We start from the raw sequence: 15915 nt of genomic DNA on the forward strand, positions 1-15915 counted from the left end.
CGTAAAGCGCATTCCTGCCAAGCAAGTCATCGAATCAGACATGTTGATCAGCCATTTCGAACACGGCCCGGTGAGTGCCTACCCCAGGGATTACCTGGACGGCGCCCACCAGCCGCTGCATCTGCATCGTGAGGCGCAGTTGCTGTATGCCGTCAGCGGGATCATGCGCGTGGTCACCGAATCGGGTGCGTGGGTGATTCCGCCGAGTCGCGCGGTGTGGATTCCACCCGAAGTGGCGCACGAGATTTTCATGAGTGGTGATGTGCAGATGCGCTCGCTGTTCATCGCGCCAGAACTGTCACCCACCAGTCTGCAACAGTGCTGCGTATTGGCGGTGACACCGTTGCTGCGCGAGCTGATCCTGCGTGCCGTGCAAGGGCCACCGCATGCCGACAATCCGCTGATTCAGCAGTTGATGCTGGAAGAACTCGCCGGTCTGGAAAACCTGCCGCTGCACATTCCGATGCCCACTGACCGGCGCCTGCAAAACATCTGTCTGGCGCTGCTGCACACGCCCGATCATGCCAATACGCTGGAAGACTGGGCACAGCAGGTCGGCGCCAGCTCACGGACGTTGGCGCGACTGTTTCAGCAACAATTGCAGATGAGTTTCAACGCCTGGCGCCAGCAGCTGCGCCTGATGGAAGCCCTGCCGCGTCTGCTCGCCGGGGACAGCGTGCAGCGTGTGGCGCAGGATCTGGGTTACGGCAGCGCGCGGGCGTTCAGCGCGATGTTTCGCCGTTTGCTCGGGGAAAGTCCCCGTGATTACCTGAACAACCTGAGCAAGCTCAGCCAACTCGTGTAGGAGCTGTCGAGTGCAACGAGGCTGCGATCTTTTGACTTTGTTTTTTTAAGATCAAGATCGAAAGATCGCAGCCTTCGGCAGCTCCTACACAGTGGGATCAATGCATCTCGGTAAACGCGATTTTCACGCCGAGAGCGATCAGCACCGCGCCCATGGTGCGGTCGAACCAGTGGCCCATGCGGGCGAAACCGGCGCGTACACGTTGCTGGCTGAACAGCATCGCCACCAGGCAGAACCAGATGGCGGTCGCAACGGCCAGGTAAATCCCGTAACCGGCCTGCACGGCCAGTGGCGTGTGCGGGTTGATCACCACGGTGAACAGCGACAGAAAGAACAGCGTGGCTTTCGGGTTCAGACCGTTGGTCACGAAGCCCGAGGTGAACGCGCCGCGCGCCGTGCGTACGCCGGCCTCTTTGTGCAGATCATCGGCCACGACTTTCGCCGGTTGCGCGCGCAACGCCTTGAAGCCGATGTACAGCAAGTAAGCGGCGGCCGCCCATTTCAAGGCGTTGAACAGCACGATCGACTGCGACACGATCAGGCCGATGCCGAGCAGCGAATAACCAACGTGGAGGAAAATCGCCGTGCCCACGCCCAGCGCGGTCCAGGTGCCGGCGCGACGACCGTGGGTCACGCTCTCGCGCACCACCACGGCAAAGTCCGGGCCGGGGCTGGCGACGGCCAGCAGGTGGATCAGTGCAACGGTCAAGAACTCGGTCCAGTACATGGGGGCTCCTTTCGGCCAAGCGTATCAATTTGTTTCATCTGGTAGGCTCGGCAGATTACGCCCAATGCTCACAGCACAAAAGGTACAGTTGATGACGAACACGCGCCGCGCGGTATTCCTTGATCACCCTTCGCTGGATCTCGGCGACCTCGACCTCAGTCCGCTGCGCGCGTGTTTCAGCGATCTGCTGCTGTTCGCCCAAACGTTGCCCGAGCAGGTTGCCGAGCGCCTGCAAGGGGCGACGGTGGCGATCACTAACAAGATCCTGATCGACGCCGCCGCGATGGCTGCCAATCCCGATCTGAAGCTGATCCTGATCACCGCCACCGGCACCAACAATGTCGATCTTGCCGCCGCTCGTGCTCAGGGCATTACCGTGTGCAATTGTCAGGGATACGGCACGCCGTCGGTGGCGCAACACACGATCATGTTGCTGCTCAACCTCGCCACCCGTTTGGCCGATTATCAAAAAGCCGTTGGCGAAGGTCGCTGGCAGCAAGCCAAACAGTTCTGCCTGCTCGACTATCCGATTGTTGAACTGGAAGGCAAAACCCTCGGCCTGCTCGGTCATGGAGAACTCGGCGGCGCCGTAGCGCGATTAGCCGAAGCGTTCGGCATGCGCGTGTTGCTCGGGCAGATTCCGGGCCGCCCTGCTCGCCCGGATCGTTTGCCGCTGGATGAACTGCTGCCGCAAATCGACGCCCTCACCCTGCACTGCCCGCTCAACGAGCACACGCGCCATTTCATCGGTGCTCGCGAGCTGGCGTCGATGAAACCCGGTGCGTTTGTGGTCAACACCGCCCGTGGCGGTCTGATCGATGAACAGGCGCTGGCCGATGCCTTGCGCAATGGCCACCTCGGCGGCGCGGCTACCGATGTGTTGAGCGTCGAGCCGCCGACCCAGGGCAATCCGTTGCTCGCGGCGGACATCCCACGCCTGATCGTCACACCGCACAACGCTTGGGGCAGTGTTGAAGCACGCCAGCGCATCGTCGGCCAATTGACCGAAAACGCTCAGGCGTTCTTCAGCGGTAAGGCGCTGCGGGTCGTCAGTTGATAAACTGCGGCACTTTTTTTTGAGGAGCAGTTATGGATCCGCGCAGTGAAGTACTGCTTCGTCAGCCCGAGTTGTTTCAAGGTTCGTTGCTGTTGGCCGGTTTGCCCGCCGACGATTTGCTCGGGCGCCTGCCCAACGCATTCGGCTGGTGCTGGCATGCCGGCGATCAAGCCGCGCTGGACGCTCGCTTCGAAGGTCGCAGCCATTTCGGCGTGAACATCCCGGAGCGCGAGTTCGACAGCGCCGTGGTGTTTCTGCCCAAGTCCAAGGACCTGACCGATTACATCCTCAACGCCGTGGCCTCACGTCTGGCCGGGCGTGAAGTGTTTCTGGTCGGGGAAAAACGCAGTGGCATCGAGGGCGCATCCAAGCAGCTCAACCCGTTCGGCAAACCGCGCAAGCTCGACAGCGCGCGTCATTGCCAGCTCTGGCAAGTCACCGTGGCCAACGCCCCTGAAGCGAAACCCCTGGAAAGCCTGGCGCAGACCTATGAATTGCCACTGGCTGAAGGCCCGTTGAAAGTCATCAGCCTGCCGGGCGTATTCAGCCACGGTCGCCTGGATCGCGGCAGCGCCCTGCTGCTGGAGCATCTGGACAAATTGCCGAGCGGCCATTTGCTCGACTTCGGTTGCGGCGCGGGTGTGTTGGGCGCTGCGGTAAAACGTCGCTACCCGCACAATCAGGTCACGTTGCTCGATGTCGACGCATTCGCCGCCGCCAGCAGTCGCCTGACATTGGCGGCCAACGGTCTGGAAGCTGAAGTGCTGACCGGGGACGGTATCGATGCCGCGCCGATGGGTTTGAGCGCGATTCTAAGCAACCCGCCGTTCCATGTCGGCGTGCACACTGATTATTTCGCCACCGAGAACTTGCTGCGAAAAGCAGCGAAACATCTGAAAAACGGCGGCGAACTGCGCTTGGTGGCGAACAGTTTCCTCAAGTATCAACCACTGATCGAAGAGCATCTGGGCATCTGTGCGATCAAGGCCGAAGGCAATGGTTTCCGGATTTACCGCGCCAAGCGCGGCTGAAAATTTGTTCTTGCTCAATCGGATTTGCCTAGGCAGAATCCGCTCCGTCCTAGGGGAGTAGTCTCCCACGAGCGCCAAGCTCGTCCGGCATACGTCAACATACTTGATCCTCAGATCATGGCGTATGCGACCCAAGCGTCCGCAACAGACGGATCGCAGGGTTTGACAAGACCTATGACACGCACACCTTACCCGGGGCGGGAAGGCTGTACGTGTCATAGCCGTGTCGACCCGCCCCTTAGGAAATCCTGATGCTGGACTCGTTACTCGTTCCCACCGCAATCGTTGCCTTGGCCGAAATCGGCGACAAGACGCAACTGCTCGCGCTGATTCTCGCCGCTCGCTTCCGCAAACCCTGGCCGATCATTGCCGGGATTGTCGCCGCGACCCTGGCCAACCACGCAGCAGCCGGTGCGGTCGGCGCCTGGTTCGGCAGTTTCTTTTCGAATGCGACACTGCACTGGATTCTCGCCGCAAGCTTTACGGCCACGGCGCTGTGGACGCTGGTTCCGGACAAAATGGATGACGATGAAACCAGCACCGCACGCAAGTTCGGGCCGTTCCTGACCACGCTGATTGCGTTCTTCCTGGCTGAAATGGGTGACAAGACTCAGGTCGCCACGGTCATGCTCGCGGCGCAATACCCCGATCTGTGGCTGGTGATTATCGGTACCACGGCGGGCATGTTGATTGCCAACGTACCGGTGGTGCTGGCGGGTAACTTTGCCGCCGACAAATTGCCACTGACCTTGATCCGTCGCCTCGCGGCCTCGGCATTCATGATTCTGGCGATCGTTGCGGTGTACAAGGCAATGCAGAGCAGCGGCTGGGTTTAACCCTGAGAGAAGGATCGTTCCCACGCTCTGCGTGGGAATGCAGCCGGGGACGCTCTGCGTCCCTTTTGGAACGCGGAGCGTCCCTTGAGGCATTCCCACGCAGAGCGTGGGAACGATCACTGACTCAGGATTTAGGAGCCTGTTCGTACAGCGGCATAACCTTCGGAATCGCCGCCTGCAACGAAGCAATCCGGCTGGTCGAAGCCGGGTGAGTGCTCATGAACTCCGGCGGCGAACCTTCCGACGCTTTGCTCATCTTGTTCCACAAAGTGATCGCGGCGTTCGGGTTGTAGCCAGCGCGTGCGGCCAGCTCCAGACCAATCAGGTCGGCTTCGTTTTCGTTGGCACGGCTGTTCGGCAGGGTCATGCCGTAGTTGGCCACGGTGTCGGCCAGCGCCAGACTGTCCTGCCCCAGACCGAGCAACGCACCCGCGCCCTGCTTGGCCATTTCAATGCCATACGCCTTGGACATCGCTTCACGACCGTGCTCGCGCAAGGCGTGGGCGATTTCATGGCCCATGACCGCGGCGATTTCATCGTCGGTGAGTTTCAGGCTGTCGATCAGCCCGGTATAGAAAATGATCTTGCCGCCAGGACCGCAGTTGGCGTTGAGCTCATCGCTCTTGATCAGATTGACTTCCCACTGCCATTGCGCCGCGTCCGGACGGAAGTTCGGCGCCTGGGCGATCAGGCGGTTGGCAATCACCTGAACCCGCTTGGCCTCGGGGCTGGTCTTGTCCAGCACACCTTTGCTGGAGGCCTCGCCGACGGTCTTCTGATACGACTGGGCATACATCTGGTCGACCTCTTGCGAGGACAGCATGCTGAACATGTACTGCTTGCGTTCCACCCCCACGGCGCCGCCGCTGGTGGTGTTGACCGACTGACAACCGACCAGCAACAGCGCTGCGCTCAGTGCACTTACAACCAATGTCTTGTTCATTCAAAAGCTCCCTGAAAACCTGCGCGTATCCTAGGCGGGTAATTGTATCGACGCCAGATACAACGGACGTGTTGCAGCGACTTTCAGACGTTTCCCACCAGAGCTGTCGCAAAAAATTCACAGCGACCGCCAAGTCCCGTCCAACTGCGTCGCGCACTGATCCATTTGCGACATTAGCTTTCAATTGCTCCGGCTCGCACTCATGGCCCAATGCCCGCTGCCGATACATCAGCGCAGACGTCCTCTTGCGTGCGGAGCTCCCATGAAGTTCAAGTCGATCCAGTTTTCCGTCGCCGCCCTGGCCGGCGCCATCGTGCTCAGTGTGGTCGCCGCGCTGGTGCTGTATGCGCTGTTCTCCGGTGCGCGCACGCAAGAAATGGTGCAACAACGCACCCAGGCGCAGTTCGAGCAAGTCATCGAACAGCGCCTGACCTCGCTGGCGCAAACCCAGGTCAGCCAGATCCAGCGCGAGCTCGAGGCGCCGCTGCTGATTGCCGGCGGCCTGGTGCGAGTCAACGCCCTGCTCGGTACGCCGGGCGCCGATGGCCAGCCGCGCCTGAGCGTCAGCCGCGAACAACTGATCAGCCTGATCGAAGAAAACGTCGAAAAGAACCCGAAGATTCTCGGCACTTACATCGGCTGGGAAAAGAACGCCCTGGACCACAATGACGCGGCCTACGTCGGCACCAGCGTGGTGGGCATCGATGCCGCCAACGGGCGCTTCCTGCCGTGGTGGTTCCGCAACGATGACGGCACCCTCGGCCTGGACAAACTGGTCGACGTTGACGACCAGAAAACCCTGTCCACCGGCGTGCGCGCCAGCGAGTACTACTTGTGCTCGAAGGAAACCAAGAAAGCCTGCGTGATCGATCCGGCGCCGTACAAAGTCGGCGACAAGATCGTCATGCTCGCCTCTTTCATTGAACCGATCATGCTCAACGGCGCTTTCCAGGGCATCGTCGGTGCTGACTTGTCGGTGAACTTCATTCAGGAAATGCTCCTCGGCGCCAACCAGAAACTGTACAGCGGCGCCGGGCAGATGGCCCTGATCGGCGGCAACGGGCGGATCGTTGCCTACACCAAGGACCCGAGCAAATTCGGCGAAAAAGTCAGCGACATCCTCGACGCCGAGCAGACCGCCAACATGGCCAATCTCAAACGCGGCGAAGTGACTTACTCGGTCAACAAGGACAAGGGCCGCATCGAGTTGTACCTGCCGTTCGGCATCGGCCAGACCGACGCGCGCTGGACGTTGATGTTGCAACTGCCGCTCAACGCGGTGATGGCGGATCTGCAAAAGCTACAGGCCGATCTGGATGCTCAGCGTAAATCCGACACCTTCGGCATGGCCATGGTCGGTCTGCTCATCGCCGGCATTGGCCTGCTGGTGATCTGGCTGGTCGGCCACGGCATCGCCCGACCGCTGAAGCAAATGGTCGCCATGCTCAATGACATTGCTCAGGGTGAAGGTGATCTGACCCGACGCTTGAGCAGTGATCGCAGCGATGAATTGGGCTCGATCGCCAAGGGCTTCAACACCTTTTTGGCCAAATTGCAGGCGATGATCACGCAGGTAGTGACGTCGGTGCAGAGCGTCAGCGATTCCTCGGAGCACACCGCCGACATCGCCATTCGCACCAACATCGGCATTCAGAAACAAATGGCCGAGATTGATCAGGTCGCCACGGCAGTGCAGGAAATGACCGCCACCGCGCAGGACGTCGCACGTAACGCGACGCAGGCGGCACAAGCGGCCAGTCATGCTGATCAAGCGGCCAGCCAGGGCATGCAGATTGTCCGTGACACCTCGAACTCGATTGGTGTGCTGGCGGCGGAAATCGGTAAGGCGGTAGACGTGGTGCAGACGCTGGCCAAGGACAGCGAAAACATCAACGCGATTCTCACGGCGATTCGCGGGATTGCCGAGCAGACCAATTTACTGGCCCTGAACGCGGCGATTGAAGCGGCGCGTGCCGGTGAACAGGGTCGTGGTTTTGCGGTGGTGGCAGACGAGGTGCGCAATCTGGCGCAAAAGACTCAAAAGGCCACCGAAGAAATCCAGAGCATGATCCAGCAACTGCAGCAGGGCACGCGCGATGTCGTGCGAGTCATGGAAGACAGCCAGAACCGCACCGACGAAAGCGTGCAACACGCGGCGAAAGCGGCTCAAGCGCTGGAGACGATTACTCACGCGGTGTCGGTGATCAACGACATGAACACGCAGATCGCCAGTGCGGCGGAGGAGCAGAGTGCTGTGGCCGATGACATCAACCGCAATGTGATCAACATCGGGCAAGTGGCCAATGAAGTCGCGGGTGGTGCGGATGAGTCGAGTTCGGCGAGTGCGGATTTGACCAAGCTGGCAGAGCAGCAGCGGCGGTTGATCAATCAGTTCAAGGTCTGAAAAGCGAAAAGCACCCTCACCCTAACCCTCTCCCAGAGGGAGAGGGGACTGATTGGGGGGATATTGACGAAGTACACCGACTTGAACGCTTTTCACCGAATCCATAATCGCCACGATTTTTCAGGTCGATGCATGACGGTAGACAACTCGGTTAGTCCCCTCTCCCCCCGGGAGAGGGCTAGGGTGAGGGGCTTTTGATCTAAATGCCTTAACCCGGGGTCAAACACTCCGGCCCATTGAGCTTCGGATCATTGATCAGATTCGCCAACACCCGCTCGCGCAACGCCGCCGGCTCACTGGCCAGCAATCCTTGCAACACATGCAATGGCGTTTCGGGATCGAGCCACGCCGCCTGCCCTGCCTCATCGAGAATCAACGGCCGGCGCTGACTCGACGCCGGTTGCGTAATCACCGCAGTGCTCAGCCACACCTGCTCCTGCACCGGATACGCCTCCCAGATCGCCGCGAAAAAAAGCGAAGAGCCCTCCCCCGGCGTCAGCCAGAACGGGCGCTTGCGCTGGGTCCCGCGCCATTCGTAAAAACCATTCGCCGGTAGCAGGCAACGACGCTGGCGCAGCGCCTCACGAAACATCGGCTGCTCAGCCACGGTTTCCGCCCGGGCATGCGCCGGGGTTTTCGACAGATCGGTCAGCCACGGCGGCGTCAGCCCCCAACGGGCGCGGGCCAAGGTGCGCTGACCGTCTTCACCGGCTCGCAGCATCAACACCGAATCATTGGGGGAAATGTTCCACTGCGCCTGCTGATCGGCGGGAAAACCTGGCAAGGCCGCGAAATCGCGGTTCCAGCGAAACAGGGCATAACGTCCACACATGGGGCAACACGACTCTGAAGTAAAACGAAGCTCAGCCTAACAGACCAGCGTCCCGGGAAAGCTCTCCGGTTCATCGCCGGGCAGCGGCAGCGCGGCATTGTACGCGGTGATCAGCTCACGGGCGTATTCGGCCTGATCGTTATCCACAGATAAGCCCAACAGACCGAAGATCGGCAGCTCACCAGTGCCGCCGAGCAAATCACGGCCAATCAAATGCGCCTCGATGCCTTCGCTGGCGAGCATGCCCTTGAGCATTTCACCTTCCATCAGATTTTCCGGCTCGTAGATTCGCTGCATGGGCGCCCCTTATTCGTTCTCGCTGAAAACTTCCAGAAACCAGTCCTCTCCATGGACCTGCAATACGAACGTTATTGGCCGACAACACACCTGACAGTCCTCGATGTAGGTCTGATCGCCGGCGGACAAGTCCACCGACGTCTCAACAAGCTCCCCACAATAAGGACATTCGTATTCAGCGGTTTCCAGCATCGCGGTCTCCCAAGTGACTTGTGCGTATAATCGCCGGTCTATTTGCAGGGCTATTTTTGTCTGGCTACTTTTTCAGACCGTGCCCCGCGGGTTTTCGATCAAAACCTTTACTTACCCTAGCCGTTTCCAACAAGAGAGCATGATGGGCGAATTCGATGCCATCCGACCTTACGACGACAGCGAAGTACCTGTGGTACTGGCAAGACTGCTCGGCGACAAGGCGTTTCTAGATATCCTCACCCACTTCCGCTTCCCGCGTTTTGCCGGTGCCTTCGGCTGGATGCTCAAACCACTTATAGCCCATCGGCTGCGTCGTGAGTTCGCCGACGTGACCTCGGTGGCGACGTTGCAGGACAAGGTCGAGTCCTACGTCGACCACACCATCGAGCGCGCCACCGACGGCGTGACCTACACCGGTGTCGAGCAATTCAAGTCCGGCAGCGCTTATCTGTTCATCGCCAACCACCGCGACATCGTGATGGACCCGGCCTTCGTCAACTACGCCGTGTACCACGCCGGCCTGCCGACGCCGCGCATCGCGATTGGCGACAACCTGCTGCAAAAGCCGTTTGTCAGCGATCTGATGCGTTTGAACAAGAGCTTTATCGTCCACCGTTCGATCACCGGCCGTCGCGAGAAAATGGCTGCTTATCAGTTGCTATCGGCGTACATCAACCACTCGATCCGCAACGATTGCGCGTCGATCTGGATCGCTCAGGCTGAAGGTCGGGCGAAGGATGGCGATGACCGTACCGAGTCGGCGATCCTCAAGATGTTCCACATGAGCCGCAAGGACGAGCCGTTCGGCGAAGTCATTCGCTCGCTGAACGTCACCCCGGTGTCGATCAGCTACGAATACGACCCGTGCGACCAGGCCAAGGCCCGCGAGCTGTACATCCGCGCCACCACCGGCACCTACGCGAAAGCGCCGGGCGAGGATGACGTAAGCATCGCCAAGGGCATCACCGGCTACAAAGGCCGGGTGCACGTGAACTTCGCCGCGCCGATCACCGAGCTGTTTGAAGACACCAAGCAATTGGCGGTCGAAATGGACAAGCAGATTCTCGGCGGCTACCGGTTATTCCCGGTGCATTACCTGGCGTATGCGCAGTGGGCCGATGCCGATCCGCAGTTGAATGTGCCGAAGGCTGCCGAGGTGTTCCCGGCGGATGAACTGGCCAAGGCGCAGGAAGAATGGCAGAGCCGGCTGGACGCTTGCCCTGAGGAGCATCGTCCGTATCTGGTGCTGCAATATGCGACGCCGGTGCGTAATCAGTATCGGGTCAAGGCTGGGTTGCCGCTGTAAAACAACGGCAAGATCAAAAGATCGCAGCCTTCGGCAGCTCCTACAGGGGATTCGTGTAGGAGCTGCCGAAGGCTGCGATCTTTTGCTTTTAATAGCGCGTGCTGATCCAGGAGACGATCAGGGCCAGCCCGAGGCAAGCAAAACCAAAACGATAGAAAAACCGGTTCATGCGCAAGGTCGCCCAATCCAGGATCGGCTCGGCATTCGGCTGCGCCTGACGCTGGGCGGCAATGCTGGCCATCGCGCGCTGTTCACGGCGGCGAGTGGCGTGCAGCAGCCAACTGCCCGGAAACGCCAACAACAGCGCCAGCAGGTTGATCAACTTGGCGGGATGGGCGGTAAACAGTGTCATCAAGTGCAGCGACATCACAGACCTCTATCTGAACCGGTATGGCAGACGCCAGATCGACGACTGCGGCGCGGATTCTACCGAAACCCTAGCGCCCTGCCCCAGGCTTTGCGACAAATTACCTGACAATCGACCGATGGCTGTCCTGTGTCACGGCATCGTCATGTGGATAGGCCACCCTGCGCGCCTCGAAACACACATGGAACGCGACATGCTTCACGCTGAAAACCAGGATCGTCTGTACCTCATCACACCTTACGACGAACAACAGAGCCTCGTCGGTAGTCTCGCTTTCAATGTGCAGGACCGCCATTGGCTGGTGTATTGCGCACTGGGCGGGCATCAGCATGCGGATTTGCCGGAGACGGATTTGCTGACGGGCGTCAGCGTGCTCGACTTCTATTCTCAGGCGGCCTGAAAATAGCAAAAGCACCCTCACCCTAGCCCTCTCCCAGAAGGAGAGGGGACTGACCGAGGTGTTTATTCGAGATACATCGACCTGAAAAACTCGAGTTGAACTCCGGTTCTGAAAAGCCCCCGATCGGCTCCCTTTCCCCCTCGCCCCCCCCTGAGGGAGAGAGGACTGACCGAGTTGTTTTTTCGAGATACATCGACCTGAAAAACTCGAGTTGAACTCCGGTTCTGAAAAGCCCCCGATCGGCTCCCTTTCCCCCTCGCCCCTTGGGGGAGAGGGCTGGGGTGAGGGGGATCGGTCGTTCATCCAACACAAATTCCAACACTGACACCCACAAAAAAGCCCGGAACCATCACTGATCCCGGGCTTTTTCACATCCGCTGAAAACCTACTCAGCCAGAACCTGACCCACAGTCGGATCCTTGAACAGACGCGTCAACGCATCACTCAACACGTCGCTGACCAGTTTGGTGTTGGTTTCCTGGTTCGGCGCCATGCCGAAACGCTGGTCCAGCGACGCCCCATAACGGCCGCTGTAACGACGGTTAGCGTTTTGCACGTCGGAGCGGAAGGTCGCGCCGATGGTCGCTTCGGTCACGTACATGCCTTCTTTCGGCGACTGATACTTCAGCTCGGCCAGGGTCACAGTCAACTGCGGAGCATTCGGCGCGTTGTTGGTCGGGGTGAAGCCGAGCAGACGCACGGCGGCTTCAGCCTGAGCCTGCAACTTCGGCAGGATCTGCTCGCGCTGCACGGTGATGGCGCTGGTTTCCGGGTACAGGCCGCCACGGGTACCGAGGGTTGGCGACGGACGACCGTCAACCACACGCACGACGACTGGCTGACCACGGCCGACCGCTGGCAGCTGGGTGGTCAGCTTTGGCTCCGGGTTCAGTTGTTGCGGGCTGTGGGCGCAGCCGGCCAGAGTCAAACCGGCCACAGTGATCAAACCGAACAACAGGCGTTGCAACATGCTCTTCTCTCCAGAATCAGGCACAAACAGGCCGGCAGTATAGCGGTGGGCCACTGCGGGTAACCAGCGCCCTGCAGCGAATACTGAAATGTCTGACCAACCCTTGGGAAAGCGGTTCCTGTCACAGTTTATTCACCCGCCATACACGTTGACGTCACGGCGCCTTGGCAACCTTGAAATCAGTCCCCCACAAGGTACTCAATCATGCGTTATCTGATCTCGTTGTTCGCCCCTCGCCCGCTGCATCGCAGCTTCGCCCTGCTCGACCGCAACGGCCATTGCCAGGCATTCAAGCAGTGCAGCCTGCAGCCAATGGGCGACGGCTGGGTGGAAATCGAAGAAATCCGCCTCAACTGGTTGCACCAGCCACTGCCCGCCAGCGCCCGCGTCATAGCGTCGCAGCCCCGCGCACGGGTGCAAGCGATGTTGAGCATCTGACCGGATGCCTAATAAAAGTCATTAAACACGAGCAACTGCCCGCATTTCTTCGATACAATCTCCCCCCGATTATAAGGACGTCTCCTGATCGGGCCCCGCAACAGCGTCAATGCGCATGCATTTGACATCAAAATCGCCCACAGAGAGCCGCCCACACAGATCGAGTGAAGTTGGCGCGCTTGCCTGTTCTTCCGGCAAAAACCCCGCTTTTCGCGAATCTGCAGAGCTGTCATGACGCTCGGCCACCGCGTTGTTTTGCCCTTACGGGCAGGGTGCCAGGCCTGGACAGCCCTTTTTTGAGGTTCACGTCTTCAAAAGAGCGTGAAAAAAACGGGTTTTCACAACTTCACAAGAGTGTGGCGAGCAAATGAAAAGTTTTGCGTCTGAACATGCACCATTAGCGTCTGAAACAGCCCAACGACACAGGACCGGGTATACCTCGAATATCGGAGCCTGAAGCCTGTCCGCTACGGATTTGGTTGCACAAAAACGGATGTCTCGACCATAAGTCGAATTGCCAGCCGCGCGCTGAAATGAGTTCATGGAGCTCTTGAAAGCCAAGCCGCATACATCCGTCGAAGTTGCGAAAAATTGCGAAGATTCGGACATGGCGACCTGACCACGGATAGCTGGGGCACAATTGATCTGTCCCGGAACGCCTGGCAGCCATGCCGACAATTTGGTGCTGCAGATTTTGGAGACGCGTTAAATGGCGCATAACGAAGCAGTCGACGTAGTTCTGGTTGGGGCGGGCATCATGAGTGCCACCCTGGCAGTACTGCTCAAAGAGCTCGACCCCGCGATCAAGCTGGAAGTCGTCGAGCTGATGGACTCCGGTGCTGCAGAGAGTTCCAACCCTTGGAACAACGCCGGTACCGGCCACGCCGGTCTGTGCGAGCTGAACTACACGCCGCAAGCCGCTGATGGCACCGTCGACATCAAGAAAGCCGTGCACATCAACACCCAGTTCGAGGTGTCGAAACAGTTCTGGTCGTACCTGACCAGGAAAGGCACCTTCGGCTCGTGCAAATCCTTTATCAGCCCGGTGCCGCACCTCAGCTTCGTGCAGGGTGACAGTGGCGTTTCCTTCCTCAAGGAACGCTTTGACGTATTGAGCAAGCACCACGCCTTCGCTGACATGGAATACACCGAAGACAAGGGCAAAATGGCCGAGTGGATGCCGCTGATGATGCCGGGCCGCTCGCCGGACGAAGTGCTCGCTGCCACTCGCGTGATGAACGGCACCGACGTCAACTTCGGCGCCCTGACCAATCAGTTGCTCAAGCACCTGACCAGCGCTCCCGACACTCAAGTCAAATACTGCAAGCGCGTCACTGGCCTCAAGCGTAACGGCGCCGGCTGGACCGTCAGCATCAAGGACGTCAACAGCGGCAGCAGCCGTGAAGTCGACGCCAAGTTCGTCTTCCTCGGCGCGGGTGGTGCAGCGTTGCCGTTGCTGCAGGCTTCCGGCATCGAAGAAAGCAAAGGCTTCGGCGGCTTCCCGATCAGTGGCCAGTGGCTGCGTTGCGACAACCCGGAAGTGGTCAAGCATCACCAGGCCAAGGTTTACAGCCAGGCCGCTGTGGGTTCGCCACCGATGTCGGTGCCGCACCTGGACACCCGCGTGGTCGACGGCAAGAAATCCCTGCTGTTCGGGCCATACGCCGGTTTCACCACCAAGTTCCTCAAGCACGGCTCCTTCATGGACTTGCCGCTGTCGGTTCGCGCCGGCAACATCGGGCCGATGCTGGCCGTGGCGAAAAACAACATGGACCTGACCAAGTACCTGGTCAGCGAAGTGATGCAATCGATGGAACAGCGTCTGGATTCCCTGCGCCGTTTCTACCCGGAGGCGAAAGCCGAAGACTGGCGCCTGGAAGTGGCCGGCCAACGGGTGCAGATCATCAAGAAAGACCCGAAAAAGGGCGGCATCCTGCAGTTCGGTACCGAACTGGTTGCGGCCAAGGACGGTTCCCTCGCCGCCCTGCTCGGCGCCTCGCCAGGTGCATCGGTGACCGTTTCGATCATGCTCGAGCTGATCGAGAAGTGCTTCCCGGCCAAGGCCAAGGGTGAGTGGGCGGGCAAACTGGCGGAAATCTTCCCGGCCCGTGAAAAGGTCCTGGAAACCGATGCTGCGCTGTATCGCAAGATCAACACGCAGAACAACATCGCGCTGGAACTGGTTGAAGAAAGCAGCGAGACCCCAAGCTACGCTTGATCACGCCGCATAAAAAACGCCCCAATCGGGGCGTTTTTTATGGACGCCAGAATCAAAAGATCGCAGCCTTCGGCAGCTCCTACAGGGCCAACATAAATCCCATGTAGGAGCTGCCGAAGGCTGCGATCTTTTGATCTTGTCTTTTGACCTTAACCGCGGGACTTTTCGATCAGCTCGATGTAGTCCGGGGCGTTGCGCTGATCGGCGATCAGGTCAACGAAGGTCTTGCCCTGCTCGTCCTTGCCATCAACGTCATAACCGGCCGCGACGAAGAAGCCCAGAAAGCGTTCGAAGTCATCGATACGCAGGCCACGGTAGGCCTTGATCAGTTTGTGCAGCGACGGCGAAGTGGCGTCGACCGGCTCAAAATCGAGGAACAGCTTGATCTGCTCATCGCCGATCTCGTCACCAATCACTTGTTTCTTATCTTTACGCATTGCCGACTCCAGCTCGCAGACATTACACGGGGCGGGCAGTTTACCCCTGCCCGGCCGCCCGGCTCAACGCGATCGCACCGCCCCGGTGTGCAAATCGGCCCAGATATGGCCGTTGGCGTAACTGAGGAACTGCACATACACAGTGTCGTTGCGCAGCAAGTCGATCACCACGCGGTATTGGGCCTGTGGATAAAACAGCGTCAGGGTTTTGCTCTTGTCGTCGTAGATCGGCTTTTTCAGGCTTTTGCTTTCGCCGTCGAAATTGACCAGCACCTGAGTGATCGTCGCGCCCTTGTTCAGGGATTTGCCTTTAAGGCGGATCATCAGCGGCGAGGTAACCGGAATCGGTTGTTGATTGGATTGACGCTGCGCGCCCACGACCACGGAATAATCGGTGACTTGCATGAGTTGCTGCTGCTCGGGCTCGGCATCGCGGACTGTCAGATCGTCCGGCGGCAGAAACTGGCTGTGCATCGGCGCGGCGGAAAGAGGCAGGCTGAAGATCAGGAAAAGCGCGGCGAGGCTGCGGATCGAGAGGCTCATGACGGGCTCCGGAGGGCGGGGCCGAGCACTCTAGCATGGGATTAAAAGCAAAAGATCGCAGCGTTCCGCAGCTCCTACGGGTTTACATCAATCCCATGTAGGAGCTGCCGAA

At 59.4% G+C, this 15915-nt stretch carries 18 protein-coding genes, 1 pseudogene and 1 riboswitch; of the genes and pseudogenes, 10 read left to right on the forward strand and 9 right to left on the reverse strand.

The window, feature by feature from the left end; all coding sequences use genetic code 11:
* Nucleotides 1-40: 40 nt before the first annotated feature.
* The gene (locus M5G26_RS26975; RefSeq protein ID WP_273916996.1) at nucleotides 41-805 is read left to right on the forward strand and encodes an AraC family transcriptional regulator; all 765 of its coding nucleotides are present in this window, start codon (nucleotides 41-43) and stop codon (nucleotides 803-805) included.
* Nucleotides 806-902: 97 nt separating this feature from the next.
* Here the strand turns inward: M5G26_RS26975 and M5G26_RS26980 are convergent, their stop codons facing one another.
* A complete protein-coding gene (locus M5G26_RS26980; RefSeq protein ID WP_108226027.1) occupies nucleotides 903-1532 on the reverse strand; it encodes a LysE family translocator in 630 nt (209 codons plus the stop codon).
* A gap of 91 nt (nucleotides 1533-1623) precedes the next feature.
* On the opposite strand from M5G26_RS26980, the gene M5G26_RS26985 reads away from it, so the two are divergent.
* From M5G26_RS26985 to M5G26_RS26995, 3 genes are all read left to right on the forward strand, one after another.
* Entirely contained in the window at nucleotides 1624-2589 is a 966-nt protein-coding gene (locus M5G26_RS26985) for a 2-hydroxyacid dehydrogenase (protein WP_273916963.1), read from the forward strand.
* A gap of 32 nt (nucleotides 2590-2621) precedes the next feature.
* The gene (locus tag M5G26_RS26990; protein ID WP_134177963.1) at nucleotides 2622-3620 is read left to right on the forward strand and encodes a class I SAM-dependent methyltransferase; all 999 of its coding nucleotides are present in this window, start codon (nucleotides 2622-2624) and stop codon (nucleotides 3618-3620) included.
* Between the two features lie 39 nt (nucleotides 3621-3659).
* A riboswitch (yybP-ykoY riboswitch) is annotated at nucleotides 3660-3784 on the forward strand.
* A gap of 87 nt (nucleotides 3785-3871) precedes the next feature.
* The gene (locus M5G26_RS26995; protein WP_007912813.1) at nucleotides 3872-4456 is read left to right on the forward strand and encodes a TMEM165/GDT1 family protein; all 585 of its coding nucleotides are present in this window, start codon (nucleotides 3872-3874) and stop codon (nucleotides 4454-4456) included.
* A gap of 124 nt (nucleotides 4457-4580) precedes the next feature.
* Here M5G26_RS26995 and M5G26_RS27000 read toward each other — a convergent pair whose 3' ends face one another.
* Nucleotides 4581-5399: a M48 family metallopeptidase gene (locus M5G26_RS27000; RefSeq protein ID WP_273916964.1), complete on the reverse strand. Its 819-nt coding sequence runs from the start codon at nucleotides 5397-5399 to the stop codon at nucleotides 4581-4583.
* 1351 nt (nucleotides 5400-6750) lie between these two features.
* Here M5G26_RS27000 and M5G26_RS29685 point away from each other — a divergent pair.
* Both M5G26_RS29685 and M5G26_RS29690 read left to right on the forward strand, forming a co-directional pair.
* A pseudogene (locus M5G26_RS29685) lies at nucleotides 6751-6948 on the forward strand (HAMP domain-containing protein); the annotation flags it as partial.
* 111 nt (nucleotides 6949-7059) lie between these two features.
* Nucleotides 7060-7803: a methyl-accepting chemotaxis protein gene (locus M5G26_RS29690; protein WP_443218398.1), complete on the forward strand. Its 744-nt coding sequence runs from the start codon at nucleotides 7060-7062 to the stop codon at nucleotides 7801-7803.
* 208 nt (nucleotides 7804-8011) lie between these two features.
* Here the strand turns inward: M5G26_RS29690 and M5G26_RS27010 are convergent, their stop codons facing one another.
* The 3 genes from M5G26_RS27010 to M5G26_RS27020 are packed head-to-tail and all read right to left on the reverse strand — an operon-like array spanning nucleotide 8012 to nucleotide 9124.
* The gene (locus M5G26_RS27010; protein ID WP_150693150.1) at nucleotides 8012-8635 is read right to left on the reverse strand and encodes an SOS response-associated peptidase; all 624 of its coding nucleotides are present in this window, start codon (nucleotides 8633-8635) and stop codon (nucleotides 8012-8014) included.
* 36 nt (nucleotides 8636-8671) lie between these two features.
* Entirely contained in the window at nucleotides 8672-8932 is a 261-nt protein-coding gene (locus tag M5G26_RS27015) for a putative signal transducing protein (protein WP_007912819.1), read from the reverse strand.
* Between the two features lie 9 nt (nucleotides 8933-8941).
* Nucleotides 8942-9124 (reverse strand): CPXCG motif-containing cysteine-rich protein, encoded by a 183-nt coding sequence (locus M5G26_RS27020; protein ID WP_095050626.1) that lies wholly within the window; start codon nucleotides 9122-9124, stop codon nucleotides 8942-8944.
* A gap of 142 nt (nucleotides 9125-9266) precedes the next feature.
* Here M5G26_RS27020 and M5G26_RS27025 point away from each other — a divergent pair, with 142 nt between their 5' ends.
* Nucleotides 9267-10430, forward strand: a complete 1164-nt coding sequence (locus M5G26_RS27025) for a 1-acyl-sn-glycerol-3-phosphate acyltransferase (protein WP_200887272.1) — start codon at nucleotides 9267-9269, stop codon at nucleotides 10428-10430.
* Between the two features lie 88 nt (nucleotides 10431-10518).
* Here the strand turns inward: M5G26_RS27025 and M5G26_RS27030 are convergent, their stop codons facing one another.
* Complete coding sequence (locus M5G26_RS27030) at nucleotides 10519-10797, reverse strand: hypothetical protein (RefSeq protein WP_093441332.1); 279 nt, start codon at nucleotides 10795-10797, stop codon at nucleotides 10519-10521.
* 193 nt (nucleotides 10798-10990) lie between these two features.
* Here M5G26_RS27030 and M5G26_RS27035 point away from each other — a divergent pair, with 193 nt between their 5' ends.
* Nucleotides 10991-11197, forward strand: a complete 207-nt coding sequence (locus M5G26_RS27035; RefSeq protein ID WP_008083982.1) for a hypothetical protein — start codon at nucleotides 10991-10993, stop codon at nucleotides 11195-11197.
* A 385-nt stretch (nucleotides 11198-11582) separates the two neighbouring features.
* On the opposite strand, the gene M5G26_RS27040 is transcribed toward M5G26_RS27035, so the two are convergent.
* Nucleotides 11583-12167, reverse strand: a complete 585-nt coding sequence (locus M5G26_RS27040; protein ID WP_008086137.1) for a YajG family lipoprotein — start codon at nucleotides 12165-12167, stop codon at nucleotides 11583-11585.
* A 204-nt stretch (nucleotides 12168-12371) separates the two neighbouring features.
* Between M5G26_RS27040 and M5G26_RS27045 the strand changes: the two genes are divergently transcribed.
* Entirely contained in the window at nucleotides 12372-12605 is a 234-nt protein-coding gene (locus tag M5G26_RS27045) for a hypothetical protein (RefSeq protein WP_007912834.1), read from the forward strand.
* A 709-nt stretch (nucleotides 12606-13314) separates the two neighbouring features.
* Complete coding sequence (gene mqo, locus M5G26_RS27050) at nucleotides 13315-14823, forward strand: malate dehydrogenase (quinone) (RefSeq protein WP_150693147.1); 1509 nt, start codon at nucleotides 13315-13317, stop codon at nucleotides 14821-14823.
* Between the two features lie 149 nt (nucleotides 14824-14972).
* Here mqo and M5G26_RS27055 read toward each other — a convergent pair whose 3' ends face one another.
* Together M5G26_RS27055 and M5G26_RS27060 are read right to left on the reverse strand one after the other, a co-directional pair.
* Entirely contained in the window at nucleotides 14973-15260 is a 288-nt protein-coding gene (locus M5G26_RS27055) for a PA4642 family protein (protein ID WP_034156015.1), read from the reverse strand.
* Between the two features lie 63 nt (nucleotides 15261-15323).
* A complete protein-coding gene (locus M5G26_RS27060; RefSeq protein WP_273916966.1) occupies nucleotides 15324-15803 on the reverse strand; it encodes a hypothetical protein in 480 nt (159 codons plus the stop codon).
* Between the last annotated feature and the right edge of the window lie 112 nt (nucleotides 15804-15915).

The organism is Pseudomonas sp. TNT2022 ID642 (assembly GCF_028656995.1).
GTDB lineage: Bacteria > Pseudomonadota > Gammaproteobacteria > Pseudomonadales > Pseudomonadaceae > Aquipseudomonas.

Coding starts and splice junctions, on each gene's coding strand:
- M5G26_RS27025 (WP_200887272.1), top strand. CDS start 9,267: ATGGGCGAATTCGATGCCATCCGACCTTACGACGACAGCGAAGTACCT.
- M5G26_RS27055 (WP_034156015.1), bottom strand. CDS start 15,260: ATGCGTAAAGATAAGAAACAAGTGATTGGTGACGAGATCGGCGATGAG.
- M5G26_RS27010 (WP_150693150.1), bottom strand. CDS start 8,635: ATGTGTGGACGTTATGCCCTGTTTCGCTGGAACCGCGATTTCGCGGCC.
- M5G26_RS26980 (WP_108226027.1), bottom strand. CDS start 1,532: ATGTACTGGACCGAGTTCTTGACCGTTGCACTGATCCACCTGCTGGCC.
- M5G26_RS27020 (WP_095050626.1), bottom strand. CDS start 9,124: ATGCTGGAAACCGCTGAATACGAATGTCCTTATTGTGGGGAGCTTGTT.
- M5G26_RS26975 (WP_273916996.1), top strand. CDS start 41: ATGTTGATCAGCCATTTCGAACACGGCCCGGTGAGTGCCTACCCCAGG.
- M5G26_RS27015 (WP_007912819.1), bottom strand. CDS start 8,932: ATGCAGCGAATCTACGAGCCGGAAAATCTGATGGAAGGTGAAATGCTC.
- mqo (WP_150693147.1), top strand. CDS start 13,315: ATGGCGCATAACGAAGCAGTCGACGTAGTTCTGGTTGGGGCGGGCATC.
- M5G26_RS27000 (WP_273916964.1), bottom strand. CDS start 5,399: ATGAACAAGACATTGGTTGTAAGTGCACTGAGCGCAGCGCTGTTGCTG.
- M5G26_RS27040 (WP_008086137.1), bottom strand. CDS start 12,167: ATGTTGCAACGCCTGTTGTTCGGTTTGATCACTGTGGCCGGTTTGACT.
- M5G26_RS27035 (WP_008083982.1), top strand. CDS start 10,991: ATGCTTCACGCTGAAAACCAGGATCGTCTGTACCTCATCACACCTTAC.
- M5G26_RS26985 (WP_273916963.1), top strand. CDS start 1,624: ATGACGAACACGCGCCGCGCGGTATTCCTTGATCACCCTTCGCTGGAT.
- M5G26_RS26990 (WP_134177963.1), top strand. CDS start 2,622: ATGGATCCGCGCAGTGAAGTACTGCTTCGTCAGCCCGAGTTGTTTCAA.
- M5G26_RS27030 (WP_093441332.1), bottom strand. CDS start 10,797: ATGTCGCTGCACTTGATGACACTGTTTACCGCCCATCCCGCCAAGTTG.
- M5G26_RS29690 (WP_443218398.1), top strand. CDS start 7,060: ATGGCCGAGATTGATCAGGTCGCCACGGCAGTGCAGGAAATGACCGCC.
- M5G26_RS26995 (WP_007912813.1), top strand. CDS start 3,872: ATGCTGGACTCGTTACTCGTTCCCACCGCAATCGTTGCCTTGGCCGAA.
- M5G26_RS27045 (WP_007912834.1), top strand. CDS start 12,372: ATGCGTTATCTGATCTCGTTGTTCGCCCCTCGCCCGCTGCATCGCAGC.
- M5G26_RS27060 (WP_273916966.1), bottom strand. CDS start 15,803: ATGAGCCTCTCGATCCGCAGCCTCGCCGCGCTTTTCCTGATCTTCAGC.